This window comes from Streptomyces sp. IBSBF 2435 (genome assembly GCF_036815005.1).
GTDB lineage: Bacteria > Actinomycetota > Actinomycetes > Streptomycetales > Streptomycetaceae > Actinacidiphila.
On sequence record NZ_JAJSYW010000020.1, the window covers coordinates 21,812 to 38,729 of the forward strand.

General features: G+C 72.7%; 8 protein-coding genes. 6 read left to right on the top strand and 2 right to left on the bottom strand.

Features of this window, described 5'->3' with window-relative positions; all coding sequences use genetic code 11:
- Positions 1-238: 238 nt before the first annotated feature.
- Together V7E46_RS06255 and V7E46_RS06260 are read left to right on the top strand one after the other, a co-directional pair.
- Positions 239-679, top strand: coding sequence for a cupredoxin domain-containing protein (locus V7E46_RS06255; RefSeq protein WP_333767465.1), 441 nt, complete (start codon positions 239-241; stop codon positions 677-679).
- Between the two features lie 22 nt (positions 680-701).
- Complete coding sequence (locus V7E46_RS06260) at positions 702-1,172, top strand: hypothetical protein (RefSeq protein ID WP_333767466.1); 471 nt, start codon at positions 702-704, stop codon at positions 1,170-1,172.
- A gap of 334 nt (positions 1,173-1,506) precedes the next feature.
- On the opposite strand, the gene V7E46_RS06265 is transcribed toward V7E46_RS06260, so the two are convergent.
- Positions 1,507-1,764: a WhiB family transcriptional regulator gene (locus V7E46_RS06265; RefSeq protein WP_333767467.1), complete on the bottom strand. Its 258-nt coding sequence runs from the start codon at positions 1,762-1,764 to the stop codon at positions 1,507-1,509.
- A 215-nt stretch (positions 1,765-1,979) separates the two neighbouring features.
- Positions 1,980-2,165 carry a hypothetical protein gene (locus V7E46_RS06270; protein ID WP_329172790.1) on the bottom strand — a complete coding sequence of 62 codons (186 nt, stop codon included), beginning with the start codon at positions 2,163-2,165 and terminating at the stop codon, positions 1,980-1,982.
- Positions 2,166-2,410: 245 nt separating this feature from the next.
- Here V7E46_RS06270 and V7E46_RS06275 point away from each other — a divergent pair, with 245 nt between their 5' ends.
- The 4 genes from V7E46_RS06275 (at position 2,411) to V7E46_RS06290 (ending at position 16,915) form a co-directional block, all read left to right on the top strand.
- Positions 2,411-4,369: a Xaa-Pro dipeptidyl-peptidase gene (locus V7E46_RS06275; RefSeq protein WP_333767481.1), complete on the top strand. Its 1,959-nt coding sequence runs from the start codon at positions 2,411-2,413 to the stop codon at positions 4,367-4,369.
- A 317-nt stretch (positions 4,370-4,686) separates the two neighbouring features.
- The gene (locus V7E46_RS06280) at positions 4,687-5,541 is read left to right on the top strand and encodes a sterol desaturase family protein (protein ID WP_333767468.1); all 855 of its coding nucleotides are present in this window, start codon (positions 4,687-4,689) and stop codon (positions 5,539-5,541) included.
- 102 nt (positions 5,542-5,643) lie between these two features.
- Complete coding sequence (locus V7E46_RS06285) at positions 5,644-15,246, top strand: non-ribosomal peptide synthetase/type I polyketide synthase (protein WP_333767469.1); 9,603 nt, start codon at positions 5,644-5,646, stop codon at positions 15,244-15,246.
- Complete coding sequence (locus tag V7E46_RS06290) at positions 15,236-16,915, top strand: phytoene desaturase family protein (RefSeq protein WP_333767470.1); 1,680 nt, start codon at positions 15,236-15,238, stop codon at positions 16,913-16,915. Before V7E46_RS06285 ends, V7E46_RS06290 begins: the two co-directional genes overlap by 11 nt.
- The last annotated feature ends 3 nt before the right edge of the window (positions 16,916-16,918 follow it).

Sequence of the window (16,918 nt, forward strand, 5' to 3'; positions counted from 1 at the left end):
GGTTGCGTGGACAGCTCGCGGAGCAGCCGCGGGATGCGGACAGCGACGCCGTGCGGATCGCCCGTTGACCGCGCGGAAAGACGCAGCCCCCGGGTTGGCCCGCCCCTTGTCCTCGGGCGGGCCGACCCGTCCGGGGCCGCCCGCCGCGCCGGCTCCCCGTCCTGCGGGCGTACGCGCGGCACCGCGGTCCCGGGCGAGCCGCCGTACCGGCCGTACCGTTCCCGAATCGAGGCACGACATGACCGCATTCCGCACTCCCGCCCGAGGCCGCAGGGCCGCCGCCCTCGCCGTCGCCGCCGCGCTGCTCTCCCTCGTCGGCTGCTCGTCCTCGTCCGGCTCCGACGGATCCTCCGGCGCCGCGACCCCGCCCGGCATGTCCTCGATGGCGTCCGGGCCCGCCGCGTCCGGGTCCTCGGCGCCTGCCGGGGCGACGCGGATCACCATCACGGACTTCATGTTCAGCCCGGCCACGCTGACCGTCCGCCCCGGCGCCAAGGTCACCGTGGTCAACCAGGACTCGACCGTCCACACCGTGACGGCCACCGAGGACAAGCAGTTCGACACCGGCAGCGTCGCGCCGGGCAGGACGACGACGTTCACGGCGCCGACCACGCCGGGAACGTACGGCTACATCTGCACGATCCACCAGTTCATGACGGGCACCCTCACCGTCAGCTGACTCCCGGCGAAGGAACCCCACGATGCCGACCACTGGACCACGCCCCTCCACCCGCGCAACGCTGAGGGGAGCGGCCCGCCTCGCCGCGGCGGCCGGACTGGCGGTGGACGCCTACGTGCACGCCAAGCTCGCCGACCAGTACGACCCCGTCAAAGCGACGCTCAGCGAAGGCAACCTCTTCCGCGCCGAAGCCGCCGCGGCCGCCCTCGCCGCGCTGCTCATCCTCGTCTGGCGCCGTCCCGTCAGCGAGGCCTCCGGCTGGCTCGTCGCCGCGGGAGGACTGGCCGCGATCCTCGTCTACCGCTACGTGAACGTCGGCGCGCACGGCCCGCTGCCCGCCATGTACGAACCGATCTGGTCCTCCGACAAGAAGACCGCCGCACTGGCTCAGATCGTCACCCTCGTCACCGCGACCTTCCTGCTCCTCTCGGGCAGCCGCACCGGAGCCGTACGTGAGAAGCGCCCCCGGGTCCGGTACGGGCAGGGCCTGTGAGGAGTCCCTGTCGCCCCGGCCCAGAGGCACTTGGGCACGGCCGCCGGGCCCAGCAGCGGACGGCGAAGAGCGCGCATGGCTGACTCCTGTTTCCTGTCACGGCGTCGGCACATGAGCGGCCGACTCGCGCCAGGACACGGGGTTTTGCCCGGTTCTTCGGGTATCTCAGGCGGACTGACACGTTCGTGTCCGACCGGCCGCCCACCGTTGACACGACCGGCGCCGGGGCCGCACACCGCAGGAGCGGTCCCGCAGGACCGCCCCTGACGTCCGACCGGCCTGCCGCGCTCCGCCCGTCGCCCCGACCGGGCCGGACGGCGAAACGCGGCAGGTCCTAGTCCTGACGGACGCGGTTGCGGCTGGCGCGGCGCCTCACCGAGCGGCGCTCGTCCTCGCTGAGTCCGCCCCAGACACCGGCGTCCTGACCGGTCTCCAGCGCCCATTGGCGGCACTGGTCCATGACGGGGCACCGGCGGCAGACCCTCTTGGCCTCCTCGATCTTCAAGATCGCGGGGCCGGAGTTGCCGACGGGAAAGAACAGCTCGGGGTCCTCGTCGCCGCACGCAGCGCGGTGTTGCCAGTCGGGGATCATGGTTCCTCCATCGCTCGATCGGCCTTTCGGGGTGGGAGCGGCCGGGCAGAAGAGTTCGATCGCCGGACCAGCATCGACTTCTCCGCCTCCTGGGCGGCTTTCTCCTGTGGTGCGCCTGTCCGGTGAGACGGAGCCCAACCGCACTGCGGGGCAGCGGGATTCGGTCGGCCTCGCGCGCGCACGGCTGCTCCAGGCCATACGGGGGCCCGGCGGCGTCAGCCGAGCGCGACCACCAGCGCGGCGGCGAGCACGAGCAGGACCGCCGCGGAGAGCAGAATGATGCGGCCCACGGGCATCGAGGCCGCCGCATGATGGCGGAGGCGCCCGGCTCGCGCGTGCTTGTGCGGCCGTCCGGCGGCCCAGGGGCGAGTGCTGTGTGTCGTCATCCGGATCTGCGTCATGCTCCCCTCCTGACCGCTGAACGGAGAATGAAAGCCGGAAAATGACGGACAGGGCCGCTCGGGGTGGGTGACGCGCCGGTGTCCGGAGTCCTGTCAGCCGAAGGGGACGCGGGCCAGCACGGTGCCGTACCTGCCTCAGGGGCCGGGGCCGGTCCGCTGTCTCGAAAGCGATCTGTTGTCATGACCCGATCAGTGGGTAATGTCCCGGGGTGCTGTCACATACGCGGAGATCCCCCGCCCGCCCGATGTCCGTCGTGGCGGCGATCCTCGCCGCCCTGGTCCTCGTCCTGCTCGCCCCGGCCGGCGCACACGCCGGTCCGGCCCCACGGGACACCGGCAGCCAGCCGGTCGACTCCTACGCCAACGCCGTCCGCCAGTCCGTCTGGGTCACCACCGGCCTCGACGGCGACCGCGACGGCAAGCCCGACCGGGTGGCGGTGGACATCGTCCGGCCCTCGGAGCCCGCCGCGGCCGGCCAGAAGGTCCCGGTCATCATGGACGCCAGCCCCTACTACTCCTGCTGCGGCCGCGGCAACGAGAGCCAGCTCAAGACGTACGACAAGAGCGGGAACCCGGTGGGCTTCCCGCTCTACTACGACAACTACTTCGTGCCGCGCGGCTACGCCGTCGTACTCGTCGACCTCACGGGCACCGACCGCTCCGACGGCTGCGTCGACGTCGGCGGCCCCTCCGACATCGCCTCCGCCAAGGCCGTCATCGACTGGCTGAACGGCAGGACCACCGGCTACAGCACCCGCACCGGGAGTACGACCGCCACGGCGAGCTGGGCCAACGGGGCGGTCGGCATGATCGGCAAGAGCTGGGACGGCACCATCGCCAACGGCGTCGCCGCCACGGGTGTCGACGGCCTGAGGACCATCGTCGACATCAGCGGCATCAGCTCCTGGTACGACTACTACTTCGCGCAGGGGGCGGCGCTCTACGACGGCGGCCCCGACGCGCTCGCCTCCGAGGTCGAGAGCTCCGCCGCGCGGTCCCGCTGCTCCGCCGAGCAGCAGGCGCTGCGCACCGGGGCGCCGCGCAACGGCGACTGGACCAGCGCCTGGCAGCAGCGCGACTACTACGCCGACGCGTCCAAGGTGAAGGCCAGCGTCTTCGTCGCGCAGGGCGCGCAGGACCTCAACGTGCGCACCAAGAACTTCGGCCAGTGGTGGGACGCGCTCGCGGCCGACGGGGTGCCGCGCAAGATCTGGCTGTCGCAGACGGGCCACGTCGACCCGTTCGACTACCGGCGGTCCGCCTGGGTCGACACCTTGCACCAGTGGTTCGACCACTACCTGATGGGCGTCGACAACGGCGTCCAGAACCAGCCGGTGGCCGACATCGAACGCACCCCCGACCACTGGACCACCGATCAGGCCTGGCCCCCGTCGGGTACCGCAGCGACCCGGCTCGGCCTGCTGCCGGGCACCGCGAACGGCCTCGGCACGCTGAGCGCCGCAGCCCCTCCCGCGAGCGGCACCGAGCGCTACACCGACAACCCGGCGCAGAGCGAGGACACCTGGGCGGCGCAGGCGGACCAGGCGACCGCGGCCAAGGTGTCCTTCACCACCGGCGTGCTCACCGGCGACCTGCGGCTGTCCGGCGGCGGCACGGTGACACTCACCGCGACGGCGTCCACCACCAGCGCCCACCTGTCCGCGGTCCTGGTCGACCTCGGCCCGGCGACCATCCGGGACTACGAGGGCGCGGGCGAGGGCATCACCACGCAGAGCACCAGGTCCTGCTGGGGCGACAGCACGTCCGGGGACAGCGCCTGCTACCTCGACACCGCGGCCGACACCGAGACCGTCCAGCAGACGGTCTTCAGCCGCGGCTGGGCCGACCTGGGGCACTACGACCCCGCGCTGCACGGCGTCGCGCTCACCGCGGGCAAGCCGTACACCATCACCCTCCAGCTGGCCTCCTCCGACCACGTGGTCCCGGCCGGGCACCGGCTCGCGCTGATCGTCGCGGGCACCGACAACGGGCTGATCGTCGCCCCGTCCACCAAGCCGGCGATCACCGTCGACCTGTCCAGGTCCAGCGCGGACCTGCCGCTGGTCGGCGGCCTCCCGGCGCTGGCGCACGCGCTGCGCGGCGGGTCCAGCAGCCCTCGCGCGGCGGGCGGTCCGGCCACCGCCGTCCCGGCGGGCGGCCCGGCGGCGGCGCTGCCCGCCTCGCAGGCGGCGCGACTGCGCTGAACCCCGCCCGCAGCCGATCGAGGGTCCCGCCGGTACGACCGGCGGGACCCTCGTGTGTGCGGCAGCCGCACACACGACCGGGCGCCGCAGGCTCGAAGCGGGCCGGCCCGGTCCCGCCCGGGCTCGGCCTGAACGTTCCTTCACGGCGTGCGCCCCCGGCGCGGGGCGGATCGCGCGGCGGGTGCGTGTGATACCGAGCGCCGATAAGAATGATTGCGCTCCGCAATCTTGCAACCACATACTGTGATCACCGCTGCGGATCGCTGTCCCTGGAGCGTGCTTCCCTCTGTCAAGTCGCCGCCGTTAGGAGGTATTTGATGCCCCGGTTGACGGTAGAAGACGTACTGGCCGTGTCCGTCCAGCCCGTCCTGCTGCTCGCTGTTGCCAGTGTCTTCGCCCTCTCCGAGTGGCGTGGATGGGAATTGGGCACAGCCACCTTCCTCTTCCAGTTCGCGGTGCTCGGTTTCCTGGCGGCGCTGGAGTTCCTGATCCCCTACGACCTGTCCTGGCGGCCGACCCGGCGCGAGTGGGGGTACTACGGCGTGTACTACGTGCTCACCGCCACCGCGGGCGCACTCGGGCAGACCGTCGTGCTGCTCGCGGTCGCCGCGATCGCGACCGCGCACCCCGTCCTCCCGCTGTGGGGCGAGATCCCCGTGGCACTGCTGACCGGCTCACTCGCGAGCTACGCGGTGCACCGGGCCGGGCACAGCGTCCCGTGGCTGTGGAAACTGCACGGCGTGCACCATGTGCCGGCCAAGGTCAACGTCGCCAACAACGGCGTCAACCACGTGGCCGACGTGTTCATCTCACAAGGGTTCGTCCAACTGACGCTCGCCTTCCTCGGGTTCTCCGAGCGCGCGGTCTTCGGGGTGGGGCTGTTCGTGATCGCGCAGGGGTATTTCGTCCACGCCAACATCCGGGTGTCGCTCGGGCCGCTGAATCACGTCCTCGTCGGTCCCGAGCAGCACCGGCTGCACCACAGCACCGATCTGTCCGAGGCCGGCCACTACGGATCCGACCTGTCGCTCTGGGACCGGGTGTTCGGCACCTTCACCTGGCGTCCCGGCCGCGAGCCGGCGGCGGTCGGCCTGACCGACCCCCGGTCCTTCCCGGCCTCCGGGCGCATTCTCACCACGCTCGTCCACCCCTGGCGCCGCTCGCTCGGCTGACACGTATCCGCTGTCCTCCGCGCTGTTGCCGGCTTGCTCACGTCTGCGCGGTGCGTGCCGTCCTCCGGGACGGGCGCCCGATCCGTGACCCGAGGAGTGCTCATGTCCGCATCACCCAGTGGTTCCCCCCTGCCCGCCGCCAAGGTCGCCCTCATCGGCATCGGCTGCCGCTTCCCGGGCGGTGCGAACGACCACCGCTCCTTCTGGCGCAATCTCGCCGAGGGGAGGGACTGCATCACGCCGACGCCGCCCGACCGGTACGACGTGGCGGGTCTGGGCAGCAGGGACAAGGCCAAACCGGGTCGGCTGGTGGGCGGGCGGGGCGGGTACATCGACGGGTTCGACGAGTTCGACCCGGCGTTCTTCGGCATCAGCCCCCGTGAGGCGCACGCCATGGATCCCCAGCAGCGCAAGCTTCTGGAGGTGGCCTGGGAGGCCCTGGAGGACGGCGGGCAGAAGCCGGCCGAGCTGGCCGGGCGCGATGTCGGAGTGTTCGTCGGGGCGTTCACCCTGGACTACAAGATCCTGCAGTTCTCCGATCTCCGGTTCGACACCCTCGAAGCCCACACGGCGACCGGCACGATGATGACGATGGTCTCGAACCGGCTCTCCCACTGCTTCGACTTCCGGGGCCCCAGCCTCTCCATCGACTCCGCGTGCAGTTCCTCCCTCGTCGCCGTCCACCTCGCCTGCCAGAGCCTGCGCCGCGGCGAGAGCTCGCTGGCCCTGGCCGGCGGCACCCTGCTGCACCTGACTCCGCAGTACACGATCGCCGAGACCAAGGGCGGCTTCCTGTCGCCGGAGGGGCGTTCCCGGACCTTCGACGCGAACGCGGACGGCTACGTCCGGGCCGAGGGGGTCGGCGTCGTCGTCCTCAAACTCCTCGCCGACGCGGTACGCGACGGTGACCCGATCCACGCCGTGATCACGGAGACCGGCGTCAACCAGGACGGACGCACCAACGGCATCACCGTCCCCAGAGCCGAGGCCCAGACCGCGCTCATCGAGCAGGTCTGCGCCCGGGCCGGCATCACCCCGGGCAGCCTGCAATACGTGGAGGCGCACGGCACGTCCACCGCGGTGGGCGACCCGATCGAGGCGAACGCGCTGGCCGGCGCCCTCGCCATCGGCCGCAAGCCCGGCGCCGCCTGCTACATCGGATCGGTCAAGACCAACATCGGGCACACCGAGTCCGCCGCGGGGATCGCGGGCCTGATCAAGACCGCGCTCAGCATCGAGCACCGGCTGATCCCGCCGCACATCAACCTGGAGCGGATCAACCCCGCGATCGACCTGGAAGCCGCGCCCTACAGGATCCCGGACCGGCTCACCCCCTGGCCCGCGCACGAGGGACCGGCCCGCGCGGGGGTGAATTCCTTCGGCTTCGGCGGCACCAACGCGCACGTCCTGCTCGAAGCGGCTCCCGGTCCGGCTCCGGCCCCGGTCCGCCACAGACCGTCCACCGCAAACCCCGGCCTGCCGTTCCGCGTCCTGCCGCTCAGCGCCCACGACAGCGCCGTGCTGCCCGCGCTGGCCGACACCGTACGCGCGGAACTGGCGGAGCCGGCCGACCCGCACGCGGCCCCGGTCCCGCTCACCGACCTCGCGCACTCCCTCGCCCACCACAGGCAGCACCACGACGCCCGGCTGGCCGCGGTGTACGCGTCACCTCACGACCTGGACGAGGCGCTGGCGGCGTACGCCCGGGGCGAATCGCACCCCCGTGTCCTGGCCGGCAGACGCCACGAGGCACCGCACGACGCACCCGCCTGGGTGTTCACCGGGATGGGACCGCAGTGGTGGGCCATGGGCCGCGAGTTGTTCGCGGCGGCGCCCGCCTACCGGGAGGCCGTCGAGGCCGTCGACCGTGAGATCACCGCACAGGCCGGCTGGTCGCTGATCGCCGAGCTGAACGCCGACGAGGACGCGTCCCACATGACGCAGACCTGGCTGGCCCAGCCGGCCAACTTCGCCGTGCAGACCGGACTCGCCGCCCTCTGGCGCGCCCACGGGGTCCGCCCCTCGGCCGTGGTCGGCCACAGCACGGGCGAGGTCGCCGCTTTCCACGAGGCCGGCGTGTACGACCTCCCGGACGCCGTACGGATCGTGCTGCACCGCAGCCGGCTCCAGCACCGGGCCACGGGCGCCGGCACCATGCTCGCGGTCGGTCTGCCGGAGCAGGAGGCCACCCGCCGTGCGGCGGCCTTCGGCGGCCGGGTGTCCGTCGCGGCGGTCAACAGTCCGGAGGCACTCACGGTGGCCGGGGACGAGGCGAGCCTGACCGCGTACGCCGAAGCGCTGCGCGCCGACGGCGTGTTCGCCAAGTTCCTCGATGTCCGCGTGCCCTACCACAGCGCCGCCATGGACGACCTGAAGGCCGATCTGCTGGCTGAGCTGGCCGGGATCACCCCCCGTCCCGCCCGGCTGCCCCTCTACCTCACCGGCAGGGAGGGGCGGGCAGAGGGACCCGAACTCGACGCGCGCTACTGGTGGGACAACGTCCGCGACACCGTCCGCTTCCGCTCGGCCATCGACGCCATGCTCGACGACGGGCACCGCACCTTCCTGGAGATCGGCCCCCACCCGGTGCTCGGACGCTCCATCAAGGAGTGCTTCGCCGCCCGCGACGGCGTGTCCGGGGCCGGGGACGCGGCGCCGGCGCCGGTCGCGGGCGGGCACCAGCCCGTGACCACGCTGCCCTCGATCCGCCGGTCCGAGGACGAGCTCCTGTGCTTCACCACCTCCCTCGCCGCGCTGTACACCGTCGGCTGCGCCGTCGACTGGGACGTGCTGCACCCGCGGGGACACCGGGTGCCGCTGCCGCGGTATCCGTGGAAGCGGGACCGGTACTGGACCGAACCCGCCTCCGTGGCGCAGATCCGGCTGGGCCACGTCGACCATCCGCTGCTCGGCCGGCGCCTCGCCACCGCGGAGCCCGCGTGGGAGGTGGCGCTCGACGTCGAGACCACGCCCTATCTCGCCGACCACCGGATCCAGGGCCGGACGCTGTTTCCCGCAGCCGGGTATGTCGAGATGGCCTACCAGGCGCTCCAGGCGCTGACCGGCGGGACGGACGCCGGGCTCGGCGGCATCGAACTGCGCAAGGCCCTCTTCCTGCCCGACGACGCCCCGCGCCGCGTGCAGTTGTCGCTGTCCGCGGAGTCCTCCTCCTTCACCGTGGCGAGCGGCGGCGACACCCCCGCGGTCCACGCCTGCGGCACGGTGCGCAGCGGAAGTCCGGCCGCACGCGTCCCCGCGCTGGACCGGGAGGCGATCACGGCGCGCGGCGGGCAGCCCCTGTCCTCCACCGCCTGCTACGGCCTGCTGAGCGCCCTCGGCTACGACTACGGCCCCGCCTTCCAGGGCATCGCGGAGGTCTGGCGGGCGCCGGGCGAGGCTCTGGCACTGATCAGGCCGCCCGCGAGCGCCGGTGAGGGAGCGGCGGGCCACCACGTGCACCCGGTTCTGCTCGACTCCTGCTTCCAGACCCTGCTCGTCGCGGGACTCCCGGCCGCCGACACGGCGGCCGGGGGCGGGATGCTGCTGCCGCTCACCATCGACGAGCTGCGCACGGACCCCGTCGGCGCGGGCCCGCTGTGGGCGCACGCCACCGTCACCCGGCGTGCGGACGACGAACTCGTCGGCGACATCGCCCTCTACACCGAGGACGGCGAGCCGGCCGGCCACGTCCGCGGCTTCCGCGCCGCCGACGTCGAGCAGGCCTCGGCCACGGTGGGGCTCACGACCATCGACGGCTGGCTCGCCGAAGTCGCCTGGACCGAGGCGCCGTCGCCCGGCCAGGCTCCGGACGGCGAGCCGGCCGTACCCGGTACCTGGCTGCTGTTCGCCGACCGGCCCGGGGGCGTGGCGGACTCCCTCGCGGGGCTCGCGAGCGGCCGGGGCGCGCGCTGCCACCTCGTACGGCCGGGTGACCGCTACCTGTTCGACCATGACGGACGGGGCTCCCGGGTGGTTCCGGGCAGCGCCGACGACCTCCGCAGGCTGCTCGGCGACCTGACCGCCCTGGCCGCGGACCGCGGTGAACCGCCCCTGGACACCGTCGTCCACCTGTGGAATCTGGATCTGCCCCGGCTGGACGACACCTCGCGGGACGACCTCGACGCGCACGGCTCGCTCGGCGCCTACTCCGTCGTCGCCCTGGCCCAGGCGCTCCAGGACCACCCGGGGCAGGCGACCGACCCGGCCGCCCTCCACCTGGTCACCCGGGGCGCCCAGGCGGCCGTGCCCGGTGAGCCGGTCGAGCCTCTCGGCGCACCGGTCTGGGGCATCGGCCGGGTGCTGCGCCACCAGGAGCTGACCGCGCACCGGGGCAAGCTGATCGACCTGCCGCCGCTGCGGGAGGGCGCCGGTCCCGGGGCCTCGGAAGCCGAGGCCGGCGCCGGCGACGCCGAGGAGCTGCTGCGTGAACTCCTCGCCCCGCGGACCCCGGACCGGCCGCAGGACGAGGTGGCCCTGCGCCACGGGCGCCGCCTCGTCAGCGCGCTCGCCCGCCCCGGAGACCTCACCCTTTCCCTCCCGCCCCGGCTGCGCCCGGACGGCGCCTACCTCGTCACCGGTGCCTTCGGCGCGCTGGGCCGGCTGCTGTGCCGCTACCTCGTCCGCCGGGGCGCCCGGCACCTGATCCTCGTCGGGCGCACGGAACTGCCCGACCGCGCCACCTGGCGGGCGGTCGGCCCGGACTCCCCCGCGGGCTCCGGGATCGACTTCGTCAAGGAACTGGAGTCGCTCGGCGCGCACCCCGTGCACGCCGCCCTCGACATCCGAGACGAGCAGGCCCTGACGCAATGGCTGGCCGACTACCGGGGCCGGGACGCTCCACCGGTGCGCGGCGTCTTCCACCTCGCCGGGCAGGTGCGCGACACCCCCGTGCGGACCATGGACCGCGCCACCTTCGACTCCGTGTTCACCCCGAAGGCCGCGGGTTCCTGGCTCCTGCACCACCATCTGCGCGACGAGCCGCTCGACTACTTCGTGCTCTTCGCCTCGGTCGCCTCCCTGCTCACCACCGCCGGCCAGACGAACTACGCGGCGGGCAACGCCTTCCTGGACGCCCTCGCCCAGCACCGCAGGTCCCGGGGCATGCCCGCGCTCAGCCTGGACTGGGGGCCCTGGGCGACCGGCATGATCCACGAACTGAGCCTGGTCGAGCACTACCGCACCGTCCGGGGCATGAGTTCGCTCTCGCCGGCCGCCGGCACGGCCGTCCTGGAACGGGTCCTCGGCCAGGACCGCGCCCAGCTCCTGATCGCCACCGTCACCGACTGGCCGACCTTCCTCGCCTGGTATCCCGCCCCGCCCCCGCTGGTCGCGGACCTCGCCGCCGAGGCAGCCCGCGCGGCGGACTCGGCGGGGTCCGCCACCGACGGCCAGGACGGCTACCTGGACCGGTTCAGGGCCGCGGCGGACGAGGCGGAGCGCGCCCGGCTGGTCACGGACCGCTTCGTCGGCTGCGCCTCGGCCGTCCTGCGGATGCCCGCGGACCAGCTCGACCTGGACACCGGCCTCGGTGCGCTGGGCATCGACTCGCTGCTCGCCATGGAGCTGCGGGCCAGGGTCCAGGCGGAGACCGGGGTCGCGCTGCCGGTGGTGGCGCTGCTCAGCGGAGCGCCGCTGCGGGAGCTGACCGCGCAGCTGCACCAGGCCACCGCGGAGCTGGCCGCGGCGGCGGCGGGACCGGAGACCGCGGCGGCGGCGGAGGTGTACGAGGACGTCTCGCGGCACCCGCTGACCCAGAACCAGAAGGCGCTGTGGTTCCTCAAGCAGCTGAATCCTGACGGCTTCGCCTACAACATCGGCGGGGCGGTCGAGGTCCGCACGCAGATCGACCCGGAGCTGATGGCAGCCGCCGTCCGCGTCCTGACGGCCCGGCATCCGGTACTGCGGGCCAACTTCGTGCTGGAGGACGGCCGTCCGCTCCAGGTCGTCTCGGAGGACGTGGAGCCGGACATGAGGGTCTTCGACGTCGAGGGCCTGGCATGGGAGCAGGTCCGCGACCTGATCGTCGAGGAGTACCGGAGGCCGTACGACCTCACGTGCGACCGGCTGATGCGCTTCCGGCTGTTCCGGCGCGGCCCGGACCGCTGGGTGCTGATGAAGGCGGTCCACCACATCGTCTCGGACGCGATCTCCACCTTCACCTTCATCGAGGAACTGCTCGCCCTGTACGAGGGGATGCGCGCGGGCCGCACGGTCGAACTGCCGCCGGTCCAGGCCCGTTACCTGGACTTCCTCAACCGGCAGAACCGGTTCCTGGCGTCACCGCGGGCCGGTCGCATGCTGGACTACTGGCGCGGCGCGCTGCCCGCCGAGATCCCGCCGCTCACCCTGCCCACCGACGCGCCCCGGCCCGCCGTGCAGACCCACAACGGCGCCTCGGAGTTCTTCGTCCTCGACGAGGACCTCAGCGCCCGGGTCCACACCCTGGCGCGCGAGAACGACGTCACCGTCTTCATGGTGCTGCTGGCCGCCTACTACCTGCTGCTGCACCGGCACTCCGGCCAGGACGACATCGTCGTCGGCAGCCCGGTGACCGGCCGCACCGACGAGGACCTGTCCTCGGTGTACGGATACTTCGTCAACCCGCTGCCGCTGTACGCGAACCTGGCGGGCGACCCGACCGTCGCCGAACTGCTCGCCCAGGTCCGCGCGACGGTGCTCGGGGGTCTCGACCACCAGGAGTATCCCTTCGTCCTGCTGGTCGAGAAGCTCGGCCTCCAGCACGACCCCAGCCGCTCCGCCGTCTTCCAGGCGATGTTCATCCTGCTCGCCCACAAGGTGTCCTCGCAGCAGTACGGCTACCACCTCGACTACATCGAACTCCCCGAAGAGGAGGGGCAGTTCGACCTCACGCTGTCGGCGTACGAGGACGAGGCCGAGCGCCGCCTCCACTGCGTGCTCAAGTACAACACCGACCTGTTCCGGCCCGGGACCGCCCAGCGGCTCGTCCGGCACTACCGCAATCTGCTGGACGCGCTGACCCGCTCCCCCGGAGACCTGCGGGTGGCGGGGCTCGACATGCTCGGCGAGCGCGAGCGCCACGAGATCCTGCACGGCCCGTCCGCCCGGGGCCCCGTTCTCGCGCAGGACCCGCCCGTGCAGGCGCTGTTCGCCCGGGCGGCGGCCCGCAACCCGCAGGCGGTCGCGGTCACTGTTCCCGCCGCCGCCCCGGACGGCGAGGCCCGGCATCTGACGTACGCGGAGCTGGAGCGGGCCTCCGCCGCCCTGGCCGGGCGGCTGCGGGCCCGGGCGGCGAGCGGCGGGGTCGTCGCGGTGTGCCTGCCGAAGTCGGCCGAACTGGTCGTCGCGCTGCTCGCCGTCCTGCGTGCCGGAGCCGCGTACCTGCCGCTCGATCCGAGCCACCCGGCGGAAAGGCTCGCTTTCATGGCGGGCAACGCGGCCGTGGGCCTGGTCATCACCGACCCGGCGGGCGCCGGGCGGCTGGCCGTACCGGGTGCGGAATTCCTCACCGACGTCATGAGGGAAGGCGACGCCTCGGCGCAGGAGAGCGAGAGCCCGGCCGCCTCCCACGACATGCCTGTGGGCGCGGACACACCCGCGTACGTCATCCACACCTCGGGATCGACGGGCCGCCCCAAGGCCGTACAGGTCTCGCACGGCGCCCTGTCGGCCCTCTACGGCGCCTGGCGCGAGGAGTACGGGCTGGACGCCGCGCCCGGGGTGCACCTCCAGATGGCCGGCGCGTCCTTCGACGTCTTCACCGGCGATCTCGTCCGCGCCCTGTGCTCGGGCGGGCGGCTGGTCCTCGCCGACCGCGAACTGCTGCTCAACACGGCACGGCTGTACGAGGCGATGACCGCCGAGGGGGTCGACTGCGCCGAATTCGTCCCCGCCGTCGCCCGCGCGCTGATGACCCACTGCGAGGAGGGCGACCACCGGCTGGACTTCATGCGGCTGATGATCGTCGGATCCGACACCTGGAAGGTGGCGGAGTACGCACGGCTGCGCGCGCTGTGCGGCCCGGCCACCCGGGTGATCAGCTCCTACGGCCTGACCGAGGCGACCGTCGACAGCGCCTGCTTCGACGGGCCCGCCGACGGCCTCGACCCCAGCAGCAGCGTCCCCATCGGCCATCCGCTGCCCAACTGCGTCCTGCACGTGCTCGACGCCCGCCGGCAGCCCGTACCGGCGGGAGTGGCCGGCGAGCTGTGGGCCGGCGGGGCGGGCCTGGCCCTGGGCTACGCCGGGGACCCCGAGCAGACCGCGCGCCGCTTCGTCACCCTCACCCTGGACCGCGGACCCGACGCCGTCCCCGAGCGGCTCTACCGCACCGGGGACCTGGCGCGCCGGGACGCCGAGGGCCGGATCCACCTGCTCGGCCGCGCCGACACCCAGATCAAGCTGCGCGGCCACCGCATCGAACCCGGCGAGATCGAATCCCTGCTCACCGCCTTCCCCGGGGTCGCCGCGGCCCACGCGATGGTCAGGACCGACGTCGGCGGCGAACCGGTGCTCTGCGCCTACGTCGTCCGCGCCCACGACGTCCTCGACGCCGCGGAGCCGGTGGAGGCCGCGCCGGACACCCGGGCCCTGCGCCGCCACCTCGCCGCCCAGCTGCCCACCTACCTCATCCCCGCCCATCTGACGGTGCTGGACGCCCTCCCGCTGACCGCGAACGGCAAGGTGGATCCCGAGGCCCTGCCCGCGCCCCGCTCCGAGGGCGCGGAGGTCGAGCACGAACCGCCCGCCACGCTGTACGAGGAGCGTGTCGCGGCCCACTGGAAGTCGGTGATCGGCCTCGAACGGGTCAGCCTGCACAGCGACTTCTTCGCCTCCGGCGGCAGCTCCATCACGCTGATCGAGCTGATCCACCACCTCCAGAAGGAGTTCGGGATCGCGATCGCCGTCGGCCGGCTCTTCAAGGTCACCACCCTGCACGGCATGGCCCGCACGGTCGAGGACATCGTCACGGGCCGGATCTCCGGCAACCTCTCCCACCTGACCTTCAACGCGGGCCGCGGACCGGCGCTCTTCTGCTTCCCGCCCGCCGGCGGCCACGGCCTGGTCTACCGCAACTTCGCCGCGCACCTGCCCTCGTACGAACTGGTCGCCTTCAACCACGTCGACGGGGACAAGGCCGTCCGCTACGCCGACCTCATCGAGTCGCTGCGCCCCGAGGGGCCGTGCCTCCTCCTCGGCTACTCCCTGGGCGGCAACCTCGCCTTCGAGGTCGCCAGAGAGCTGGAACAGCGCGGCCGTGACGTTCCGCATGTCGTGATCATGGACTCGTACCGCATCACGCAGGAGTACGGACTCCCCACCGAGCACATCGAGGCCTTCGAACGCGAACTGGGGGACCATCTGCGCCGCCACACCCGCTCCGAGACCGTCACCGCTCAGACCCTCGAACAGGCCAGGGACTACCTGGAGTACTGCGGGCGCACCCCGAACCGCGGAAGGGTGGCCGCGACGGTCACCGTGATCTCGGACGAGGCGAAGGCGGCCTTCTACGCGGCCGAGCAGCCCGGCAGCTGGCACGCCGCCTCCACCACCGGCAGCCGGCTGGTGCGCGGCGCGGGGCTGCACGCGGAAATGCTGGACGAGAAGCCCTCCCAGCGGAACGCGGCCCTGGTGCTCGCCGCGCTCGACGACGGGACCGGCGCCCGCCGCGAAGCCCGCACCCCCGTGCAGACCGACCCCACGAAGGGCGAACCAGGTGCCGCGTAACGACAGGCCCGTATGGGAGGCCCGCGCCCCGGGGCCGGGCCGGAGCACGGCGGACAAGCCGCGGGTGATCATCATCGGCGCGGGAATCGGCGGCCTGTCCACCGGCTGCTACGCCCAGATGAGCGGCGCCGAGACCAGGATCTTCGAACGGCACGTCCTGCCCGGCGGCTGCTGCACCGCGTGGTCGCGCCAGGACTACGTCTTCGACTACTGCATCGAGTGGCTGACCGGGACGGGACGCAACAACGACGCCAGCCGGGTCTGGCGGGAGCTGGGCGCCCTGGACGGCAAGACCATCGCGAACTTCGAGATGTTCAACACCGTCACCGACGAGGACGGCCGCTCGGTCACCTTCTACAACGACCCCGACCGCCTCGAAGCGCACCTGCTGGAGATCTCGCCCGCCGACGCCCGCCCGATCCGGGCGTTCTGCCGCGACCTGCGCCGCTTCACCCGCATCAACCTCTACCCCTTCCTGACCCCGCCGCCGCTCCAGTCGCCGCGGGAGAAGCTGGCCACCCTCCGCACCGTCACGCCCTCCTTCGCGCTGCTGTGGCGCACCGCGGTCACCCGCATGGAGAGCTTCTGCGACCGCTTCGAGGACCCGCTGCTGCGCCGGGCGTTCCCGTTCATCTTCTTCCAGGACCACGAGGTCTTCCCGCTGCTGCCCTACCTGTTCAACATGGCCAGCGCCTTCCACCTCAACGCGGGCTTCCCGCAGGGCGGTTCGCTCGGCCTGGCGCGCTCGGTGGAGGAGCGGTACACCGAACTGGGCGGCCGGGTGGACTACCGGGCCCGGGTGGAACGCATCCTGGTGGCCGACGACCGCGCGATCGGCGTGGAACTGCGCGGCGGTGAGCGGCACTTCGCCGACCACGTGGTCTCGGCGTGCGACGGGGTCACCACCATCGACGGGCTGCTCGGCGGTCGCTACACGAGCCCGCGGATCGACAAGCTCTTCGCCCATCTGACGAGCCGCCCCGACGTGCTCTACCCGGGCGTGGTCTCGGCCTTCGTCGGACTCGGCGAAGAGATGGACCCGTCCGCCCGGCACAGCACCACCTACCTGCTCTCCGACGAGGACAGCGCGCAACTGCCCGGCGTCCTGCAGAACAGCCTCGTGGTGCAGGTGCGCTCGCGCTACTCCGACGGCTTCGCCCCGCCCGGCAAGTCCGTGCTGCACTGCACCTACTTCAGCGACTACGACTCCTGGAAGCAGTTGCGCCGCACCGACCGCAAGTCCTACCGGGCCCGCAAGCAGAAGGTGGCCGACTTCGTCCGGGCCTTCCTGGAGCGGCACTACCCGGGTATCGGCCGGGCCATCGAGGTCATGGATGTGGCCTCGCCGACCACCACCGAGCGGTACACCGGGGTCCGGGGCGGCAGCATCCTGGGCTGGAAGTCCTTCACCCCGGCCGACGACGTCATCACCGGTCTGATCAACAAGGACCGGATGCGGCTGCCGGGCCTGGACGGATTCTCCATGGCGGGCCAGTGGTTCGGAGGCGGCAGCCTGATCCGCGCCGCCGCCGGCGGCCGGTTCGTCACCCAGTACCTGTGCGAGGAGCTGGGCCTGGACTTCCGCGCCTGGGAGCGCGGCGGCACCACCCCCTGGCATCCCGGGATGCTCGGCCACCTGCCGCAGCTCGAAAGCCACAGGGTGAGGTGACGG